Source organism: Aeromonas sp. 2692-1 (genome assembly GCF_013085505.1).
GTDB classification, from domain to species: domain Bacteria; phylum Pseudomonadota; class Gammaproteobacteria; order Enterobacterales; family Aeromonadaceae; genus Aeromonas; species Aeromonas hydrophila.
The window spans coordinates 322,855-341,763 of sequence record NZ_CP038513.1 but is presented as its reverse complement, the minus strand read 5'-3'; the positions used below and the strand labels follow the sequence as shown (position 1 = coordinate 341,763).

General features: G+C 62.2%; 17 protein-coding genes and 5 tRNA genes. 5 read left to right on the top strand and 17 right to left on the bottom strand.

Annotated elements, in window-relative coordinates:
* Positions 1–97: 97 nt before the first annotated feature.
* The 7 genes from E5E97_RS01825 to nhaC all read right to left on the bottom strand — a co-directional run bounded on the left by E5E97_RS01825 (position 98) and on the right by nhaC (position 8,208).
* A complete protein-coding gene (locus tag E5E97_RS01825) occupies positions 98–1,528 on the bottom strand; it encodes a gamma-aminobutyraldehyde dehydrogenase (RefSeq protein ID WP_118880316.1) in 1,431 nt (476 codons plus the stop codon).
* Between the two features lie 29 nt (positions 1,529–1,557).
* A complete protein-coding gene (locus tag E5E97_RS01820; RefSeq protein WP_171279810.1) occupies positions 1,558–2,373 on the bottom strand; it encodes an ABC transporter permease in 816 nt (271 codons plus the stop codon).
* A 7-nt stretch (positions 2,374–2,380) separates the two neighbouring features.
* Positions 2,381–3,349 (bottom strand): ABC transporter permease, encoded by a 969-nt coding sequence (locus E5E97_RS01815; protein ID WP_171279809.1) that lies wholly within the window; start codon positions 3,347–3,349, stop codon positions 2,381–2,383.
* Positions 3,346–4,359 carry an ABC transporter ATP-binding protein gene (locus tag E5E97_RS01810; RefSeq protein ID WP_171279808.1) on the bottom strand — a complete coding sequence of 338 codons (1,014 nt, stop codon included), beginning with the start codon at positions 4,357–4,359 and terminating at the stop codon, positions 3,346–3,348. The genes E5E97_RS01815 and E5E97_RS01810 overlap by 4 nt, the downstream gene beginning before the upstream one ends.
* 72 nt (positions 4,360–4,431) lie before the next feature.
* A complete protein-coding gene (locus tag E5E97_RS01805) occupies positions 4,432–5,577 on the bottom strand; it encodes an ABC transporter substrate-binding protein (RefSeq protein WP_016352126.1) in 1,146 nt (381 codons plus the stop codon).
* 191 nt (positions 5,578–5,768) lie between these two features.
* Positions 5,769–6,692, bottom strand: a complete 924-nt coding sequence (locus E5E97_RS01800) for a LysR family transcriptional regulator (RefSeq protein ID WP_118880324.1) — start codon at positions 6,690–6,692, stop codon at positions 5,769–5,771.
* A gap of 106 nt (positions 6,693–6,798) precedes the next feature.
* The gene (gene nhaC, locus E5E97_RS01795; protein WP_029302109.1) at positions 6,799–8,208 is read right to left on the bottom strand and encodes a Na+/H+ antiporter NhaC; all 1,410 of its coding nucleotides are present in this window, start codon (positions 8,206–8,208) and stop codon (positions 6,799–6,801) included.
* A gap of 299 nt (positions 8,209–8,507) precedes the next feature.
* Here nhaC and E5E97_RS01790 point away from each other — a divergent pair, with 299 nt between their 5' ends.
* Positions 8,508–8,717 (top strand): hypothetical protein, encoded by a 210-nt coding sequence (locus E5E97_RS01790; protein WP_011707516.1) that lies wholly within the window; start codon positions 8,508–8,510, stop codon positions 8,715–8,717.
* Here the strand turns inward: E5E97_RS01790 and E5E97_RS01785 are convergent.
* The 9 genes from E5E97_RS01785 to rsmC form a co-directional block, all read right to left on the bottom strand.
* Positions 8,712–8,984, bottom strand: a complete 273-nt coding sequence (locus E5E97_RS01785) for a late competence development ComFB family protein (RefSeq protein ID WP_016352123.1) — start codon at positions 8,982–8,984, stop codon at positions 8,712–8,714. The two genes, E5E97_RS01790 and E5E97_RS01785, sit on opposite strands and share 6 nt — an antisense overlap.
* A gap of 109 nt (positions 8,985–9,093) precedes the next feature.
* A tRNA-Leu gene (locus E5E97_RS01780) sits at positions 9,094–9,179 on the bottom strand.
* Between the two features lie 71 nt (positions 9,180–9,250).
* Positions 9,251–9,336, bottom strand: a tRNA-Leu gene (locus E5E97_RS01775).
* A 45-nt stretch (positions 9,337–9,381) separates the two neighbouring features.
* A tRNA-Leu gene (locus E5E97_RS01770) sits at positions 9,382–9,467 on the bottom strand.
* A gap of 44 nt (positions 9,468–9,511) precedes the next feature.
* Positions 9,512–9,597: transfer RNA gene (locus E5E97_RS01765), tRNA-Leu, on the bottom strand.
* Between the two features lie 55 nt (positions 9,598–9,652).
* Positions 9,653–9,738 (bottom strand) — tRNA-Leu (locus tag E5E97_RS01760).
* Between the two features lie 116 nt (positions 9,739–9,854).
* Positions 9,855–11,315: a glycogen synthase GlgA gene (glgA, locus tag E5E97_RS01755; protein ID WP_171279807.1), complete on the bottom strand. Its 1,461-nt coding sequence runs from the start codon at positions 11,313–11,315 to the stop codon at positions 9,855–9,857.
* Complete coding sequence (gene glgC / locus E5E97_RS01750; RefSeq protein WP_011707513.1) at positions 11,305–12,522, bottom strand: glucose-1-phosphate adenylyltransferase; 1,218 nt, start codon at positions 12,520–12,522, stop codon at positions 11,305–11,307. The genes glgA and glgC overlap by 11 nt, the downstream gene beginning before the upstream one ends.
* A 149-nt stretch (positions 12,523–12,671) precedes the next feature.
* Entirely contained in the window at positions 12,672–13,700 is a 1,029-nt protein-coding gene (gene rsmC / locus E5E97_RS01745) for a 16S rRNA (guanine(1207)-N(2))-methyltransferase RsmC (protein WP_171279806.1), read from the bottom strand.
* Between the two features lie 280 nt (positions 13,701–13,980).
* Here rsmC and dapA point away from each other — a divergent pair, with 280 nt between their 5' ends.
* From dapA to E5E97_RS01725, 4 genes are all read left to right on the top strand, one after another.
* Entirely contained in the window at positions 13,981–14,853 is an 873-nt protein-coding gene (dapA, locus tag E5E97_RS01740; RefSeq protein ID WP_011707511.1) for a 4-hydroxy-tetrahydrodipicolinate synthase, read from the top strand.
* A 94-nt stretch (positions 14,854–14,947) separates the two neighbouring features.
* Positions 14,948–16,588 (top strand): diguanylate cyclase, encoded by a 1,641-nt coding sequence (locus E5E97_RS01735; protein ID WP_065475442.1) that lies wholly within the window; start codon positions 14,948–14,950, stop codon positions 16,586–16,588.
* A 4-nt stretch (positions 16,589–16,592) separates the two neighbouring features.
* Positions 16,593–17,696 carry an EAL and HDOD domain-containing protein gene (locus E5E97_RS01730; RefSeq protein WP_011707509.1) on the top strand — a complete coding sequence of 368 codons (1,104 nt, stop codon included), beginning with the start codon at positions 16,593–16,595 and terminating at the stop codon, positions 17,694–17,696.
* Positions 17,697–17,761: 65 nt separating this feature from the next.
* Positions 17,762–18,352: an HAD family phosphatase gene (locus tag E5E97_RS01725; protein ID WP_171279805.1), complete on the top strand. Its 591-nt coding sequence runs from the start codon at positions 17,762–17,764 to the stop codon at positions 18,350–18,352.
* A 139-nt stretch (positions 18,353–18,491) separates the two neighbouring features.
* Here the strand turns inward: E5E97_RS01725 and hfq are convergent, their stop codons facing one another.
* A complete protein-coding gene (gene hfq, locus E5E97_RS01720) occupies positions 18,492–18,854 on the bottom strand; it encodes an RNA chaperone Hfq (protein ID WP_011707507.1) in 363 nt (120 codons plus the stop codon).
* Positions 18,855–18,909: the final 55 nt, after the last annotated feature.

The window sequence follows — 18,909 nt, the reverse complement described above, 5'->3', positions numbered from 1 at the left end:
GGCCATGATCGCCACAGTGGCGTGAAGATACAGAGTGCTCAGAGAGAAGGCCCCGCCATGCGGGGCCTTCTGCTTTTCGTGTTCGGTTGGCCGGGTCTCACAGCTTGAGCATGATGTGGCGCGGCACCGTGTAGTCCTCCAGCGCGTAGAGGGAGAGATCCTTGCCGTAGCCGGACATCTTCATGCCGCCGTGGGGCATCTCGGAGGTGAGCATGAAGTGGGTGTTGATCCAGGTGCAGCCGTACTGCAGGTGGCTGGCCACCTTGCTGGCAAGGCTCAGATCCTTGGTCCAGACCGAGCTGGCGAGGCCGTAGTCCGAGTCGTTGGCCCACTGCACCACCTGCTCGGCGTCGCTGAAGCGGGTCACCGACACCACCGGGCCGAACACCTCGCGGCGCACGATTTCATCCTCCTGACGGGCATGGGCGATCAGGGTCGGCTCGAAGAAGAAGCCATTGCCGGGGCGGATCTTGCCTCCCGCCGTCACCTCCACGTGACCGCTGCTCTGGGCCCGCTCCACGAAGCTGGCCACCCGGTTGCGCTGCCGGTCCGAGATGAGTGGCCCCATCTCCACCCCCTCCTCGCGCGGACCGCCCACCTTGATGGAGGCCACCGCCTCGGTCATGGCGGCGACGAACTTGTCGTAGATCTTGCCCTGGGCGTAGATGCGGCAGGCGGCGGTGCAATCCTGGCCGGCGTTGTAGAAGCCGAAGGTGCGAATGCCGGCCACCACGGCTTCCAAGTCTGCATCGTCAAAGATGATGACCGGCGCCTTGCCCCCCAGCTCCAGGTGGGTGCGCTTCATGGTGCGGGCGGCGCTCTGCAGGATCTTCTGGCCGGTGGCGATGTCACCGGTGAGCGACACCATGCGCACCAGCGGGTGCTCCACCAGCGGCGCCCCCACGCTCTCGCCCCGGCCGCAGACGATATTGATGACGCCGCGCGGGAAGAGCTCGCTGGCGAGCTCCGCCAGGCGCAGGGCGGTGAGCGGGGTCTGCTCGGAGGGCTTGAGCACCACCGTATTGCCGGCGGCGAGCACGGGGGCCATCTTCCAGGCCGCCATCATCAGCGGATAGTTCCAGGGGGCGATACTGCCCACCACCCCGATGGGGTCCCGGCGGATCATGCTGGTGTGCCCCTCGATGTACTCCCCCGCCAGTGGCCCCTGCAGGCAGCGGGCGGCGCCGGCGAAGAAGCGGAAGCAGTCCACCACCGCCGGCAGCTCGTCGTTGAGCACCGCCAGATAGGGCTTGCCGCAGTTGAGGGATTCGAGCGCTGCAAACTCCTCGGCGTGGCGCTCGATGGCGTCGGCCAGGCGCAGCAGCAGGGTACTACGGCTCGCCGGAGTGGTGCGGCTCCACTGGGCGAAGGCGCGCTGGGCACCGTTCACCGCCCGGTTCACCTGCTCGAACGAGGCTTCGGGCACCGAGGCGAGCAGCTCGCCGGTGGCCGGGTTGAGGATGGGCTCGGCCTGGCCGTCACCGGTGACGAACTGACCGTCGATCAAGAGTTGGGTAGAGAGTTTCATGGTTGCATCCTTGCGCACGCGTTGAGTCGTTATTTGCCACTGCCGGCGACGTCCTGGCCGTCGCGAGTGAGGTAGTAGGCAAGCAGAATGGGAATGGTGGTGAAGGCCACTATGATGAGCGCCACCACGTTGGTGACCGGCCTGTCCCGTGGCCGGATCAGCTCCTGATACATCCAGATCGGCAGCGTGGTCTGCTGGCCGGCGGTGAAGGTGGTGACGATCACCTCGTCAAAGCTGAGGGCGAACGCCAGCATGCCTCCCGCCAGCAGCGCGGTGGCGAGGTTGGGCAGGATCACGTAGCGCAGGGTCTGGAAGCCGTCGGCACCGAGATCCATCGACGCTTCGATGAGGCTCTGGTTGGTGCGGCGAAAGCGCGCCAGCGCATTGTTGTAGACCACCACCACGCAGAAGGTGGCGTGACCGATGACGATGGTCCAGAAGCTGAAGGGGATCTCCATCACCCCGTAGGCGGAGCGCAGCGCGATGCCGGTGACGATGCCGGGCAGGGCGATGGGCAGCACCAGCAAGAGCGATACCACCTCCTGGCCGAAGAAGCGGCTGCGGGCGATGGCCCCCGCCGCCAGAGTGCCGAGTACCATGGCGGCCAGCGTCGCCAGCCCCGCTACCTCCAGCGACAGCTGGATGGCGCGCCACACGTCGGGGCGGTTGAGGGTCACCTCGAACCACTTGAAGGTGAGCCCGGGCGGCGGGAACTGGTAGCTCTTGCTCTCGCTGGTGAAGGCATAGAGGAAGATGAACAGGATCGGAAAGTGCAGGAACAAGAGACCGCCGATGGCCGCGTACTTGAGCAGGCCGGAAGGCTGGCTGCAATGGTCCCGTTTCATGGGCTGATTAGAGCGCATCGAATGCCCCCAAGCGTTTTGCTATCGCCAGATAGATGGCGATGATGAGGATCGGCACCAGCGAGAAGGCGGCGGCGAAGGGCAGGTTGCCCGCCGTGCCCTGCTGCATGTAGACCACCTGACCTATGTACATGGTGGAGTTGCCTATGATGCCGGGGATGATGTAGTCCCCCAGCGTCAGGGAGAAGGTGAAGATGGAGCCCGCCACCACGCCGGGCAGGGCCAGCGGCAGGATCAGGGTGCGAAAGGTCTGGGCCGGGGTGGCGCCGAGATCGCTGCTCGCCTCCAGCAAAGAGCGCGGGATCCGCTCCACCGCCGCCTGGATGGGCAGGATCATGAAGGGCAGCCAGACGTAGACGAACACGATGAAGGTGCCGATGCGCGAGAACGACAGCGACGGGCCACCTATCACCGGCAGCGAGAGGATGGCGTCCAGCAGCCAATCCAGCCCCAAGGTGTCTGCCAGCCAGCTGATGACCCCCTCCTTGGCCAGGATCAGCTTCCAGGCGTAGACCCGCACCAGATAGCTGGACCAGAGCGGCAGCATGATGCCAACGTAGAACAGGGCCCGGGTCTTGCCGCTGGTGTAGCGCGCCATGTAGTAGGCCACCGGAAAGCCGAGCAGGGCGCAGGCCAAGGTCACCAGCAGCGACATGCCGACGGTGCGCAGGATCACGTCCAGGTTCTCCGCCCGCAGCAGGGCGACGAAGTTCTGCAGCCCCAGCTCGTGGCGGATCTGGCCGCTGAACTCGTCCAGCCCGAAGAAGGCGTTGGAGAGCAGCATCAGCAGGGAGCCGACATAGATGATGCCGAGCCACAGCAGCGGCGGCCCCAGCAGGATGGCCAGCAACAGACCCGGCCGCCCGTAGAGCAGGGTGGAAAGGCGCCGCAGCGGTCGATAGGAGAGGGGGACTGTGGGTTGGCTCATGGCAAGGCTCGCACTGTGGGGGGCGCTCATGGTTGAGCTCCCTGAGGGGCGGTGTGTAGGCGATGGATCGCCTGCTCCGGCCAGCTGAGGCTGACCCGGGCGCCACGGGGCAGGCGGGCCTGGCCCTCGTTGGGGTGGTTGACGATGAGCTCGAGCTGCTCGCCAAGATCGACCCGGTAGCGCACGAAGGGGCCGAGGTACTCCACCTCGCGCACCTCCCCTGACCAGCCCGGTGTGCCGGCCTCGGCGAGCCGGATCCGCTCCGGACGTACCATCATCTGCTGAGCATCGCCGCACAGCCGGCGGGCCTGCTCCCCCTCAAACAGGTTGACGGTGCCGACGAAGCGGGCGACGAAGGGGGTGGCGGGGGCGTCGTAGATGGTATCCGGCGCGGCGATCTGCTCGATCTTGCCCTGATTGAAGATGCAGATGCGGTCGCTCATGGAGAGCGCCTCCTGCTGATCGTGGGTGACGAAGATGAAGGTGATGCCGAGCTGGCGTTGCAAAGCCTTGAGTTCGAGCTGCATCTGCTCGCGCAGCTTGAGGTCGAGCGCCCCGAGCGGTTCGTCCAGCAGCAGGATGCGTGGCTGGTTGATCAGTGCCCGAGCGATGGCGATGCGCTGGCGCTGGCCGCCGGAGAGCTGGCCGGGCTTGCGGTTGCCGACGCCGGGCAGGCGCACCAACTCCAGCATCTCATCCACCTTGCGGTAACGCTCCGCCTTGGTGACGCCCTTGAGCATCAGGCCGTAGCCGATGTTGTCGCGCACATCCATGTTGGGAAACAGGGCGTAATCCTGAAACACCGTATTGAGGTTGCGATCGTAGGGCGGCACGGTGGAGCAGGGGGCGCCGAACAGCCGGATCTCCCCCTCGCTCGGGTATTCGAAGCCCGCAATCATTCGCAGGCAGGTGGTCTTGCCGGAACCGCTCGGCCCCAGCAGGGTGAAAAACTCGCCGGCCGGGATCTGGAAGGAGATGTCGTCGACCGCCTTCACCTCGCCATAGTGGCGGCTGACCCGGTCAAATTGTACGGCATTCATGGGACGTCCTTGTCTGTGTGGGAAGCGGGCCGGACTCCTGTCCGGCCCCATATCGGCATTTACTGAGGCACCTCAGCGACCACCCAGGATGGCGATATAGTCTGAGACCCAGCGGTAGTAAGGCACGCAGGTTCCCTGGCTCTTGCACTGGGTGACGGGGGTACGCCAGAAGCGCACTCGATCGAAGTTGTCGATGCCGTTGGTCTTGCACCCCTCTTTCCCGAGCAGGGCATTGCCCTCGCAGGCGGCCGGCACTACGGGTACGGAGCCGAACCAGGAGGCGAGATCCCCCTGCAGCTTGTTGTTGAGGGAGTGCTCCAGCCACTTATAGGCACAGGTGAGGTTCTTCGCCTCGCTGTGCACCATGCTGGTGTCGGCCCAGCCGGTGACGCCCTCCTTGGGCACCGTCGTGGCGATGGGCTGCTTGTCGGCGATCAGGGTATTGGCCTGGAACGGCCAGGAGCCGGAGGCCACCACCCCTTCGTTCTTGAAGTCGTCGATCTGGACGAAGGCGTCGTGCCAGTAGCGCCCCACCAGCTGACGCTGCTGGCGCAAGAGGTCGAGGGCTGCCTTGTACTGATCCTCGTTCAGCTCGTAAGGATCCTTGATGCCGAGCGCCGGCTGGTGGCTCATCAGATAGAGGGCGGCATCGGCGATGTGGATGGGGCCGTCGAACGCCTGCACCCGCCCCTTGTTGGACTTGCCGTCCGGCAGGGTCTGCTCTTCGAACACCACGCTCCAGGAGTCGGGAGCCTTGGGGAACACCTTGGTGTTGTACATCAAGATGTTGCCGCCCCACTGGTAGGGCACGCCGTAGTGCTTGCCGTCTACTGTGTGCCAGGGGGCATTCTGCAGGCGGGGGTCTATCTTGCCGTAGCTCGGGATGAGCGCCAGGTTGAGCGCCTGCACCTTGCCGCCGGCGATGAGGCGCAGGCTGGCGTCGCCGGAGGCGGTCACCAGATCGAAGCCGCCCTCGTTCATCAGCGCCACCATCTCGTCCGAGGTGGCGGCCGTCTTGACGTTGACCTTGCAGCCGGTCTCTTGCTCGAAGCCGGTGACCCAGTCGTAGTTCTTGTCGGTCTCGCCGCGCTCCACGTAGCCGGCCCAGGCCACGATGTTGAGCTGGCCTTCACCCTTGCCGAGGGTGGTGGGGGCAGCCTGGGTCTGTCCTGCCAGCAGGGCGGGGATCAGGGCCAGGGTGAGGGGGGTCAGTTTCATCTTGCTCTCCTTGCTGAGGCGGGCACGGTTGTGATGCCACGCTGACAATTAACATCCTGTTAACCAGTCATGAGCGTAGGAGAAGCCGTGAGCAATGAGAATTTCAATTTTTAACGCCAGAGGTATCTTCTAAATCGATATCGAGTGCAGATGAATCTGAATTTCTATGGCAATACGGTCTCCGGAAACGGTTAGCGAGAAACCTGCTGACGGGCCCGCAGCCGGCTCTGATCCCGCACTATGTCGATGAACTCGCGGGCGGTCCACTCCAGCCGCGAGCCGCGCCGCCACACCAGGCCGATGTCGATGGCGGGGATGGGCTCCTTGATGGCGCGGGCCTCGACCCGTTCCTGCTCCAGCGACCAGGGGCGGTAGGCAAAGTCTGGCAGCAGGGCGAGCCCGAGCTGGCTCGCCACCAGGCTGCGCACCGCTTCCACCGAGGCGGTACGCAGCACGATGCGTGGCGCTATGCCGTAGCGGCGCAGGCCACCGCCGATGATCTGATCCAGCTGGTCGGCGGTGAGCGAGATCATGGCCTCCTCGCCGAGCGCCTTGAGGGAGAGGGTCGACTCGGCGCAGAGCGGGTGGTTGGCGGCAAGCCAGACCCGCAGCGGCGAGCGGGTCAGCAGCTCGGTATCGAACGCCTCCTGGCGGATGGTGCGGTTGGTCATCAGGATCCCCACGTCCACCTCGCCGTTGACGATCTGGTGCTCGAGATAGGGCTGCTCGTCCTCCTTCACCTCGATCTGCACCGCCGGGAAGGCGCGGCGAAAGCGGCCGAGCGCCTCCGACAGGTAGTAGCCGGCCACCAGCGTGGTCACGCCTATGGTGAGCCGCCCCTGATCCTGCTGGGCCACCGCCTTGAGGGACTGGCCGGCTTCGGTCATGGCGCCGAGGATGCGACGGGCGTGCAGCAGAAACTGGTGACCCTGGGTGGTGAGGCTGACGCCGCGCGGATTGCGCTCGAACAGGGCGGCGCCGAGCTCGGTCTCCAGCTCGCGGATGGCGCTGGTGACCGCCGACTGGGAGATGTGCAGCTCGGCGGCGGCGCGGCTGACCGAGAAGCTGTCGGCTACCGCGACGAAATAGCGGATCTGGCGAAAGGTGAAGTTCATCTGGGCGTCCTGCCGCGTGTGATCAAGGTGACTGCCAGCTTAACCTCGAATCGCGGCCAGACAAAAGGCGCCGTGCTGGCGCCTTTTGTCATGGTTTTTCCGGCGGTTAGCGGGAGCTGGCCGCTTCGATCACCGGGATGCGGTTCACCGCCTTGCCGAGATAGGCGAGGGTGATGGTCACGATGATGCAGGTGAAGCTGAGCCACATGTAGGGCAGGTAGTCGAGGGTCGCCACCCCCAGTACCCCGGCCATGAAGATGCCGTTGTCGCTCCAGGGCACCATGCCGCAGGTGAGGGTGCCGCCGAACTCGGCGTTGCGGGAGAGGTTCTTGCGCGCCAGTCCCAGCCGGTCGTAGTTCTTGGCCATGATCTTGGGGGTCAGGATCAGCGACACATACATGGCCGAGCCGAACACGTTGGCCAGGAAGGCGGTGCCTATGGTGTGGGTAGTCAGGCTGCCGGCACCGTTGATGCGCTTTTCGAAGGCGCTGGCGATCACTTCCAGGATGCCGACCTTCTCCAGCAGACCGCCGAAGCCCAAGCCGAAGATGATGACGGCCACCGAGCCCAGCATGGACTCCATGCCACCGCGGCCCAGGATGTTGTCGATGAAGTCGACGCCGGAGGTGATGGCAAACGGGCTGTAGGCGGAGTGCATCGCCTTGACCGGGTCCATGTCCTGGAACAGGATGGCCCAGACAAGGCCCAGCAGGGCACCGAAGCTGATCACCGGGAAGGCGGGTTTGCGGTTGGCCAACAGGCCCAGCACCAGCACCACCGGGACTATGGCCAGCGGGGTGATGTTGAACTGCTTGTCGAGCGCTTCCATCACCAGGTTGACCTGCTCCAGGCTGACGTTGCCGGAGTACTGCATGCCGACCACGGTGAACAGGGCGGCGGTGATGACATAGGAGAACAGGCTGATGGGCAGCATCCCCTTGATGTGTTCCATCACGTCGACGTTGGACATGGTCGAGGCCAGTACCACGGAGTCGGAGAGCGGGGAGAGCTTGTCACCGAAGTAGACGCCGGAGAGCACGGCTCCCGCCACCAGCGGCGCGGGCACACCGAGGCTGTGGCCGATCCCCATCATGGCGATGCCGGCAGTGGCGGCCGAGCCCCAGGAGGTGCCGGTGGCCAGCGAGGTCAGCGAGCAGATGATCAGGGTCGCCAGCAGGAAGATGGACGGGTGAATCACCTTGAGGCCGAAGTAGATGATGCTGGGGACGATGCCGCCGGCAATCCAGGTGCCGACCAGCGCCCCGACGGAGACCAGGATCAGGATGGCCCCCATCCCCTTGGCGACGCCATCGACGGCGGCTTGTTCCAGGGATTTGTAATCATGGCCGAGCTTGATGCCGAGTCCCATGATGACGAACCAGGCGATGAACAGTGCCAACTGGATTGGCAGGTCGAGCACGCTGGTGAAGGAGAAGGCCAGGGCCAGAAAAATGGCCAGGCAGGCAAACACCTGTGACATGCCCGGCAATCGGATGTGGTTTTGTTGGTTTTGCATAGATACTTCCTAAACTCTTGCTCGCCAAGGTCAGTCCCTCTCGTCCTGTGGATACACGTATCCCGAGGGGCCCACCCAAAAAGAGGCCGCAATCTACCACAAACCTGGGGGGGCAAATCCCAACTGATTTAGCAAAAATGCAGTTTTGATTGAAAAACTTACAAATTAGTTGATCTCATAACCCGTTTTTGAGTGCTCTGTTTGCCCCGATGGGACATTCGACTCCGATAGAAAAGTCCGATTGCATACTTCTAAAATACAAATGATAATTGTTATCAATTGTTGAAGGGGAGTGTGTCATGAGATGGATAGTGAGAGCCATGCTGCTGATCGGGCTGCTGGCGATCCTGATCTGGGGTCAGGACAAGGCGTACGGTATGTGGAGCCTGGGCTTCTTGCTGGCCGCCTGGGTCATGCTGGAACCCAGGCTGAGGCCTGCGCTGATCCTGCTGCCGGTGGCCGGTATGACGGGAGTCGCGGCCCTGATCTGGCAACAGCCCTGGTTATGACGAGGTAGCCGGGGCGCTTTGCACCTTTTCTTGCGCCAGCTTGAGCGACTCGATGACGTTTTTCTCCATCTCGGTACGCTTGGCATCGGTCAGGAAGTAGATCATGTCGACGTCGTGACGAATGTAGTGGGAGGGCAGCTGGTTCAGGGTCAGGCAGCAGAGATCGGCCATCTGGTTGGCGCTCAGCTTCTGGTTGAGCCCCTGTCTCTCAATCTCCTTGAGCACCAGATGCTCGTAGAAGTTGTGAATGTCGGTATCCAGTATCATATGCGTTCCTTGGCATGACGATGGGCGGTGAGTCGTCAAAAGCATAGTCATAACAAGGGCTAAAAACAAAAGGCCCATCACTTTCGTGATGGGCCTTTTGCATAATGAATGGTGCGAAGAGAGGGACTCGAACCCTCACATCCGTGGGACACTAACACCTGAAGCTAGCGCGTCTACCAATTCCGCCACCTTCGCACACTGATTTTCTCCAGCTGGTTTTTAAATGCGGTTGGAGCGCATTTTCTGCGTTTTACATGCCAGAAGCATGGTGCGAAGAGAGGGACTCGAACCCTCACACCCGGGGGGCACTAACACCTGAAGCTAGCGCGTCTACCAATTCCGCCACCTTCGCACATCGGGTTTCCAGTCTGGTTTTACATGCTGTCTGGATAAAGCATGGTGCGAAGAGAGGGACTCGAACCCTCACATCCGTGGGACACTAACACCTGAAGCTAGCGCGTCTACCAATTCCGCCACCTTCGCACATTGTGTTACCAGTTTTGATTTACATGCTGTCTGGAGAAGCATGGTGCGAAGAGAGGGACTCGAACCCTCACACCCGGGGGGCACTAACACCTGAAGCTAGCGCGTCTACCAATTCCGCCACCTTCGCACATTCGGGTTATCAGTCTGGATTGACATGCTGTCTGATAAAGCATGTTGCAGTATGGTGCGAAGAGAGGGACTCGAACCCTCACATCCGTGGGACACTAACACCTGAAGCTAGCGCGTCTACCAATTCCGCCACCTTCGCATCACTGCGGTGGGGGATTCTATAGAGTTTTGAAGGAGCGTCAACAGCCAAAGGGGACTTTTTTCGCTGTTGACGTTCAAAGCAGCATCAAGGGGACAAAACTTCAGCAATCTGCCTCAGTGGCGGGCCAGTGCGTCCTGATACATCTGCTCGTACTGAGTGACCGAATCCGGCCAGTTGAAGCGGGTGTTCATGGCATTGCGCTGCACCAGGGCAAACTGTTCGGGATCCTGCAGGTAGTAGAGCAGGCTGCGGCGCATGGCATCGAGCAAGATGTTGGCGGTCGGATCGTTGAAGCAGAAGCCGGTTGCGTGCTCCGGGTCGGCATCCCAGTCCACCACCGTATCTTTCAGGCCACCGACGGCCCGCACCAGCGGCAGGGTGCCATAGGCCAGGCTGTACATCTGGTTGAGTCCGCACGGTTCGAACAGGGAGGGCATCAGGAAGAAGTCGGCACCCGCTTCCACCAGATGAGCGAGCCGGTCGTCATAGGTGTTGATGAAGGCGAGCCGGTCCGGGAATTGCTGCGCCAGGGTCTGCAACTGGGCTGCGAGGGAGGGATCTCCCGAGCCGACGATCACCACCTGCACCTTGTGATGCAGAAACTTGTCCAGCACCGGCAGCAGCAGGTGAACGCCCTTCTGCTCGGTCAGCCGGCACACCATGCCATAGATGGGCAGATCCGCCACCGGCAGGCCGGTCTCCTGTTGCAGGCTCTGCTTGCAGATGCGCTTGCCGGCCAGGTTGTCGACGTCATAGGTGGCCGGCAGGAAGTCGTCAAACGCCGGATCCCAGTCCTGATAGTCACAGCCGTTGAGGATGCCGCGCAGATCCGCCGCCCGTTGCTGGAAGATGCTGGCCATGCCGTGGGCACCAAGGTGGGTCAGCAATTCGCTGGCATAGTTGGGGCTGACCGCGTTGATCTTGTCGGCATAGAGCACGCCGCACTTGAGCAAGTTGACGTGGCCGTAGTCGTAGCTGATGCGCTGTTCGTAGTCGGCAATCTCGGGCACCGCCCAGAACTGCTGGCGCTCGAATACCCCCTGAAAGGCCGCGTTATGAATGCTGATCACGCTGCGGGTGTGCTGGAAGAAGGGGTTGTGGGCGTGACGGGTTTTCAGCAGCAGTGGCAGCAGGCCGGTGTGCCAGTCATTGCAGTGCACTATGTCGGGTGCAAAGGCGAGCTGTTCACTGGCGTGCAGCGCAGCCGCGGCCAGAAAGGCGAAGCGCTCGCCGTTGTCCGGATAGGCCTGGTTGTTCTCGGCGTAGAGCTGAGGGCGGTCGAAGTACTGCGGGCAGTCGAGCAGGTAGACGCAGACTCCCTCCAGATCCATCTGATAGATGCGATAGCCGATATCCGGCAGGCCCGGGTGGGTTGGCAGCCAGCGCGAGACCAGCAGTTTGGCCTCATCCCGTCGCTTTATCGTCTTGTAGAAGGGCAGCATGATCCTGACATCATGCCCCTTCTGGGCCAGGTACAGCGGCAGGGCTCTGGCCACGTCAGCCAGACCCCCGGTCTTCACAAGCCCCTCAACTTCCGAGGCAACGAACAGGATTTTCAGTGGGTTAATAGCCAACTCTTGCTCCCTTAGGTACCACGACGATACCGCCTTCGGACACGGTAAATCGTTCTCTGTCATGGTCCAGATTTTCACCGATCACGGTGCCGGGCGCAATTTCAACATTCTTGTCGATGATGGCGCGGCGAATGGAGCAGCCCTCGCCGATCTTCACGTCCCCGAGCAGGACCGACTCGCTGATGTGGCTGCAAGGCCCCACGTTGCAGCGAAAACCCAGGATGGAACGCTGGATCTGGCTGCCCTGGATAAAGCAGCCGCCGGAGATCAGCGAGTTGGCAATCTTCACCTTGCAGTCGTCGGTGTCGACAAAGGTGGCGGGCGGCAGCGGCGGGTAGTGGGTATGCAGCGGCCACTTGCGGTTGTAGAGAGAGAAGGGAGCATCGTCGGCCACCAGGTCCATGTGCGCCTGCCAGTAGGAGTCCAGCGTCCCCACATCGCGCCAGTAGACGTTGGGCTTCTCGCCCGGAATGACGTTGGTGCTGTAGTCATAGACATAGACGGGGGCGCGCGGGAACAGGCTGGGGATGATGTCCTTGCCGAAATCGTGGCTGGAGTTCTCCTCGGCGGCATCGCGCTTGAGTTCGCGATAGAGCGCCTCGGTCTCGAAGATGTAGTTGCCCATGGAGACCAGCGCCTGGGTGGGATCGCCGGGGATGTGCTTGGGTCGCTTGGGCTTCTCTTCGAAACCGATCATCCGGCCCTCCTGATCCACCTCGATCACCCCGAAGGCGCTCGCCTCCTCGATAGGCATGCGCAGGGCGGCGACGGTCAGGGCGGCGGCCTTCTGCTTGTGGAAGGTCACCATCTGGCTCACGTCCATCTTGTAGATGTGGTCGGAGCCGAAGATGCAGACGTGCTCGGGATCGGAGATCTCGATGAAGCGCAAGTTCTGATAGATGGCGTCGGCGGTGCCGTCATACCAGCGTTTGCCCATCCGCATCTGGGCCGGAATCGGGTCGATGAAGCGATCCGTGATGCCGACGATGTTCCACCCCTTCTTCATGTGCAGATAGAGGGACTGGGACTTGAACTGGGTCAATACGTAGATGCGCAGGAAGTCGGCGTTGACGAAGTTGTTGAGGACGAAGTCGATCAGTCGGTAGCTGCCGCCGAAGGGAACCGAGGGCTTGCTGCGGGTGGTGGTGAGTGGCTGGAGGCGAGTACCTTCGCCGCCGGCCAGGATCATGGTGAGTATGCCTGCCATCGTATTTCTCTCCCTGAATTCATACTATGAAAAGGTTTTCAGCTTGATGCAAAAAAACACCCCTAAAGGGGTGGTTTGAGGTGTGACAATTACCTTATCAGATCCCGTATGGGGCTCTCTACCTGTTTCCGGTGACTGGTTACACTTATTTACACTTTGCTCAGATAGACCTTGAATTTGGCATCGCTGCTGATCACTTCAGTCCGTTTGAAGTGCGTCTCCAGTATAGGCTGATATCGCAGGAAGGCGTTGGCAACTATCGTCAGCGAGCCCTGGGACTGCAGATGATCCGGTGCCTTGGCCAGGAAGGTCTCGGTGGCCGCGTAGAAGGTCTTGAGACCGGCGTGGAACGGCGGGTTGGAGACGATCCGGTCAAATTTCCCCTGAATGTCGGAATAGACGTCGGATGCCCGCACCTCGCCCTGCAGGCCGTTGATGGCCAGAGTGCGGCGGCTGGACTCCAGCGCCAGCGCGTTGATATCCACCATGGTGACCTTGAGTTCGGGATTGCGCTTGGCCAGCACCGAGCCAATCACCCCGGCGCCGCAACCGAAATCGAGCAGCGAGCCCTGCATGGCCGGTAGGCTGGCCAGCAGCATCTGGCTGCCGAGATCCAGTTCGGATGCACTGAACACGCCGGGCAGCGCCAGCACGGTCAGTTCGGTCTCGCCAGCCTTGCATTGATAGCGACCAAACCAGCTATCCAGCTCGAACGGGGCGACCGGTTTGCTCAGCTCGCCATGATAGAGCGAGCAGCGGCGGGCCGAGTCGCGCTTGACTGGCTTGTCGCCATAGGGGGCCAGCAGCTTGTCGGCCCCATTGATGCCACCGCGGTTTTCACCGGCGAGGAACAGCTCGGCACCGGCTTCCAGCAGCGGGGTCATCATGGCCAGCAGATACTGGGCCTCGGCCTTGGCCTTGGGCATCAGCAGCAGCAGGGCATCGAAACGGGGGGCGCCGCCGAGCTGATGGTCGAATAGGATGGTATCCCCCAGCGCGGCCTGCTGGCTGCGGTAGTAGCAGTAATCCGTGGTAAAGACGGTGAGGGAGTGGGTCAGGGTCGCCAGCTGGCGCGGATAGTCATCCTCCAGCGCGCCGCACACCAGCAGCCGCTTGCCGACAAAGAGGGCTTGGTTTCGTTCCAGCATCTGGCTGACGGCACTGATCGGGCTGCTCATCGGGTCTCTCCACGCAATTTTGGGCGGCCATTATACATAGCCGCTTTCGCCTTGACATTTATGCCGTGTTCCCGAAATATGCCCAGACACCATTTTTTGAGCAGAGATGACGCAATGCGGTTCAACGGGTTGAAACGAAAGCATAAAAAAAGCCTGATATTCGGGCCTGCCGACGTTCGCGCGTAACCTCTCATCCCTGAGCAGATTCAAACCCCGGTTGCGCACATCGTACCGGGGTTTTTTATTGCCACATTCATGAGTCAACGGAGAAGGAAATTCCATGTTCAAAGGTTCAATCGTCGCCCTGATCACCCCCTTTCGACAGGGCAAGCTGGATGAAGAGGCGCTGGCACGTCTGGTGGAGTGGCATATCGAGCAGGGTACCCACGGCATAGTGCCGGTGGGCACCACGGGCGAGAGCCCGACCCTGACCCATGACGAACACTGCCGAGTGGTGGAGCTGGTGGTCAAGCTGGTGGCGGGCCGCATTCCGGTGATCGCCGGGGCCGGCTCCAACAACCCGGTCGAGGCGATCGAGTACACCCGTCATGCCGAGCAGGCGGGGGCCGATGCCACCCTGCACGTGGCCGGTTACTACAACCGCCCCAATCAGGAGGGGCTCTACCACCACTTCAAGGCGGTGCACGACGCCACCAGCAAGCCGATCATCGTCTACAACATCCCGCCGCGCGCCATTGTCGACGTGCAGCCGGCCACCCTGGCCCGACTGGCCGAGCTGCCACGCATTGCCGGGGTGAAAGACGCCACCGGCGATCTGGCCCGCCCCTGGACCGAACGCCAGCTGATCAAGAAGCCGTTTGCCTGGCTGTCCGGTGAAGATGCCACCGCCGTGGCCTACAACATCGGCGGCGGTCAGGGCTGTATCTCGGTGACCGCCAACGTGGCTCCCAAGCTGGTGGCTGAAGTGCAGAACCTCACGCTGGCCGGCCAGTGGCAAGCCGCGCGTGAACTGCAAGACAAGCTGATTCCGCTCCATCAGGCGATGTTTGCCGAGCCGAGCCCCGCCGGTGCCAAGTATGCGGTCTCCCTGCTGGGCTTTTGCAGCGAGGAGTGCCGCCTGCCGGTGATGCCGCTGTCCGAGGCGACGCGCACCCGCATTCGTGACGCGATGCAGGCGTTGAATCTGTTATAAAAAGTGGGCTCTGGATCGCGCTTTTGACTGGCTAGTCAATTAAAGTGCAATGTTTGCCGATATACTCGCTTGGATACAACCAAGGATGGCAGGCATGCAGGAATGGGATCCAGAGCACTTCACCAGTTTTGAACATCTCTGTGAAGTGACGCTGGCGGCAGTCAGGGAAAAAACCGAAGCCGAACAGATCTACTTGTGGCTGCGGGCGCCCGAGTCCCAGCTATACAGCTTTCAGCTCGAACAGGGGCTGGTCTGCCTGACTGCCGACGCCCTTGCTACGCTCCAGCTGCCAATCGTTTTCATCGAACATGCCCTCGACAAGGGACAGCTGGTGGTGGAGCAGCTAGCCCACCCTCACGACATCTGGGAGACGGTTGAACCGCAGACGACACGCCTGCGCGCCTGTTTCCCGCTCAAGCGCCACAAGGGGCTGGAGGCGGTGGTCTATCTGGAGACCCGCCGTCGCCTCGATCGCCTCTCCCGTCGCCAGCAACAGAGCATTCAGCTGCTGATGCACTATCTTGCCGCCGAGCTGGAGAGCCGGTTGCTCGCCAGCCAGATCGATCTGGAGCGGGATCAACGACTGCATACCCAGGCCGACCTCATCCGCAGCCAGGCGCTGCAAGGCTCCTTCCTCAGCATGTTGCAGGCGCTGCATCAGGTGGGGGTTCAGCTCTCCCGCTGCGACAGCGAGCATCAACTGCTGCGCGAGGCCGTGGTGCTGGCCCGCCAGGAGCTGCAATTCGATCGCATCGCCATCTTCCTGGTCGACGCCGAGTTCAAGACCATGCACGGCACCTGGGGTACCAACGAGGCGGGCGAGCTGATCGACGAGCACCACTTCATCAGTCCCATTCCCGATCACCCCACGGTGCAGGAGGCGCTGCGCCGCAAGGATTATGTGCTGGTACTGGAGGATGCGCCGCTCTACTACGAAAAGCAGGAGGTGGGTCGCGGCTGGAACGCCATGGTGTCGCTGTGGGATGGCGCCACTCCGATCGGCTGGATTGCGGCCGACAACCTGCTGTGGCGTCGACCGCTCAAGGCCTATCAGAGTGAGATCTTCAAGCAGTATGCGGCCATGCTCTCCCAGTTGCTGATCCGCCAGCGTACCCAGGAGGCGCTTGAGCGTTTCAATCGTGAACTGGAGCAGCGGGTCAGCGAGCGCACCATGCAGCTGGCGGAGACCAACCGGGCGCTGGAGGAGGCCAACAAGCGCCTGTCGCTGCTGTCGCTGGAGGACCCGCTGACCGGCATCGCCAACCGCCGCCACTGGGATCTCACCATGCAGCGGGAGTGGGAGTGGGCGCGTCGCCATCAGAACCTGCTGGCGGTGCTGATGATCGATGTGGATGAGTTCAAGTCCTACAACGACCACTTCGGTCACGCCAAGGGGGACCAATGTCTGCAACAGGTGGCCGGTCTGCTGCAGGAGGCGGAGCGGCGGCGCACCAACCTGGTGGCACGCTACGGCGGCGAGGAGTTCGTGATCCTGTTGTGCGGTCCGCAACCCGGCGAGGCGGAGCGATTGGCGGAACAGATTCACCAGGGACTCAGCGAATTAAAGATCCCGCATCCGGCCTCCCGAGTTGCTGATTTCATTACGGTTAGCATAGGCTTTAGCTATCTGGTTCCCTCGCTGGATGGAACATGGCAGAGCTTGACCGAACAGGCTGATCAGGCGCTCTATCATGCCAAATCGCAGGGGAGGGCGTGTACGCTAGCCTATCGGTGAGCCCATGTTGTTACGTCGCTATCCCATCTTCAACCGCCGCCTCGCCCTCGTCGCCTATGGCATCGACTATCAGCTTGCCGACCCGTCCGAATGGACGCTGCTGGCGGCCCAGTGCCGGTTGCTGGCACAGGGGCGGCAATACCTGCTGCCCTTCACCCACGAGCAGCTCGATGAATTGCGTCCCCTGCTGTTCGATCAGGACACCATACCGCTGGTCGAGGCCTCGGCCGATCGGCTGCCCGCCTCCTTCCCCGTGCTGGAGCAGTGGCGCGACTACCGGCGCCGGCTGGCGGTGCACGGTGCCCAGCGCGAGCCGCGCTGGTTCAACGCCTCCCGGCTGCTGGTGTTCTGGATGGGCGAAGAGGGGATCCGCCAGCCGACCGAACACAAGCGGATGGCCCTCGACATCGAGACCTGGGGAGACTTCCTGCCGCTCAAGGAGGCGGGAGTCGACTTCTTCGCCGGCGGTTTTCTCGCCCGCCCCGAGCTGGTCAACCAGCGCGCCGCCCAGCCGGACATGAAGCTGGTGCAGGAGATACTGCAACTGATCTGCCGCGAGGAGTTCTCTTTTGCCCGGGTGGCTACCCTGCTGGAGCAGGATGCCTGGTTGCCGGGGCAGTTGCTGAGCTATGTCAACGCCCCCGGTTTCGATCACGCCAGCCCCATCGTCTCGGTCACCCGGGCGCTCTCCTATCTGGGGGAGCAGGAGATCCGCAAGTTCGTGCTCATCTACGGGCTGGCCAGGGTCAGCCAGCACATGCCGGAGGCCTGCACCCGCATGGCCATCGCCCGCGGCCGCTTCTGCGAGCTGATAGCACTCAATGCGCTCGGCAAGGCGGCTGCCAGCTGGGCCTTTCTGGTGGGGTTGGTTCTAGATGGCTCGCTGCTCTCCGAGCAGCTCAAGGCCCACCTGCCCAAGGACGTGAGGCGGGCGCTGGAGTCTCGCGAGGGGCCGCTGTTTCATCTGTTCCAGCTGGTGAAGAGCTATGAGCAGGGGGATTGGCCCTTGCTGGCCCAGCTGGCGCCCACTTATCAGCTGGAGCCCGCCAGGCTGACGCCCATCTATTTTCAGGCACAAATGTGGGGGCAAGCGTTTCTCGCCACCTAGGTCGTGGCGAGCGGGGATGGCTCTGGCTAGAATGGGGCCCCTTTGTTCAGAGACAGACTCCGCACATGACCCTATCCGGATTTCAAGGCCTGGTATTTGACCTCGACGGCACCCTGGTGGACTCCATGCCGCTGCACCTCGCCGCCTGGGCGCACACGGCCCGCGTATTTGGCTTTCACTTCGATGCCGACTGGTTCTATGAGCTGGGCGGCATGCCGAGCAGCAAAATCGCCCTGCTGGTGGCCGAGCAGCAGAAGATCGCCCTGGATCCGCTCATCGTGACCCGCTGCAAGACCGAACACTACGTGGCCAACCTGCACAAGGCGACTGTCTTCCCGGCCATGCTGGAACTGGTTGAGCGCTATCATGGCCGCATCCCGATGGGGATCGGTACCGGCTCGCCCCGCATCAATGCCGATGCCGTGCTGCGCAACACCGGGCTGGATCGCTACTTCCCCGTGGTGGTGACCGCCGACGATGTGGATCTGCACAAACCCCATCCCGATACGTTTCTGCAGGTCGCACGTCGGCTAGGGGTCGAGCCGGCAGGCTGTCTGGTATTCGAGGATACGGGGATCGGCGTGCAGGCCGGTCAGGCTGCGGGGATGCAGACCTGCATGGTCAGGGATGGCAGACCGGTCGACTTGCAGTATTGAAGGAAAGAGAGAGAAAACGGATGGGTCCACTCGGAGGAAGAGTGGAGTCCATTCTCATACGGGACAGACATGATACATGAGAATGGACTCGGTCACCCTTTGACGCAGCAATGGCGTCGAGGTGACTCAGGCAAGTGCATTACTGCTCGCTGCTACCGCCGCCCTGGTTGTCGTCGTAACGACCGGGCGCGCCGTGGGGGCGCGGCGCCATGGAGACGCGGGGTTTGCGGGCACGCTGGATGCTGACCTGCGGCCGGCCGGAGTGCATGGCGATGGTGGAAATCTTGGCCTTGTAGACCAGCTGCTGGTTGCCGTGGGCATCGGTCAACAGCACGCTGTACTGGTCGAAACCGCTGATGGTCCCCTCCAGCTTGATGCCGCTCACCAGGAAGATCGCGACCTGACTGCGATTCTTGCGCAACCAGTTGAGGGCAGAATCTTGCCCGTTCCCGAGGGAGAAGGCTTGCTCAATCGTGGAGTAGCTTGGGGATTCAGTTGTCATAAATTATTGTCCCGCGGAAAAAAAGTGGCGTTTGATTGTGCTAAATGGTCACTTG

Coding starts and splice junctions, on each gene's coding strand:
- E5E97_RS01785 (WP_016352123.1), bottom strand. CDS start 8,984: ATGATACTGGATACCGACATTCACAACTTCTACGAGCATCTGGTGCTC.
- glgC (WP_011707513.1), bottom strand. CDS start 12,522: ATGGCAGGCATACTCACCATGATCCTGGCCGGCGGCGAAGGTACTCGC.
- E5E97_RS01825 (WP_118880316.1), bottom strand. CDS start 1,528: ATGAAACTCTCTACCCAACTCTTGATCGACGGTCAGTTCGTCACCGGT.
- E5E97_RS01725 (WP_171279805.1), top strand. CDS start 17,762: ATGACCCTATCCGGATTTCAAGGCCTGGTATTTGACCTCGACGGCACC.
- rsmC (WP_171279806.1), bottom strand. CDS start 13,700: ATGAGCAGCCCGATCAGTGCCGTCAGCCAGATGCTGGAACGAAACCAA.
- dapA (WP_011707511.1), top strand. CDS start 13,981: ATGTTCAAAGGTTCAATCGTCGCCCTGATCACCCCCTTTCGACAGGGC.
- E5E97_RS01805 (WP_016352126.1), bottom strand. CDS start 5,577: ATGAAACTGACCCCCCTCACCCTGGCCCTGATCCCCGCCCTGCTGGCA.
- E5E97_RS01810 (WP_171279808.1), bottom strand. CDS start 4,359: ATGAATGCCGTACAATTTGACCGGGTCAGCCGCCACTATGGCGAGGTG.
- E5E97_RS01820 (WP_171279810.1), bottom strand. CDS start 2,373: ATGAAACGGGACCATTGCAGCCAGCCTTCCGGCCTGCTCAAGTACGCG.
- hfq (WP_011707507.1), bottom strand. CDS start 18,854: ATGACAACTGAATCCCCAAGCTACTCCACGATTGAGCAAGCCTTCTCC.
- E5E97_RS01735 (WP_065475442.1), top strand. CDS start 14,948: ATGCAGGAATGGGATCCAGAGCACTTCACCAGTTTTGAACATCTCTGT.
- E5E97_RS01800 (WP_118880324.1), bottom strand. CDS start 6,692: ATGAACTTCACCTTTCGCCAGATCCGCTATTTCGTCGCGGTAGCCGAC.
- nhaC (WP_029302109.1), bottom strand. CDS start 8,208: ATGCAAAACCAACAAAACCACATCCGATTGCCGGGCATGTCACAGGTG.
- E5E97_RS01730 (WP_011707509.1), top strand. CDS start 16,593: ATGTTGTTACGTCGCTATCCCATCTTCAACCGCCGCCTCGCCCTCGTC.
- E5E97_RS01815 (WP_171279809.1), bottom strand. CDS start 3,349: ATGAGCGCCCCCCACAGTGCGAGCCTTGCCATGAGCCAACCCACAGTC.
- E5E97_RS01790 (WP_011707516.1), top strand. CDS start 8,508: ATGAGATGGATAGTGAGAGCCATGCTGCTGATCGGGCTGCTGGCGATC.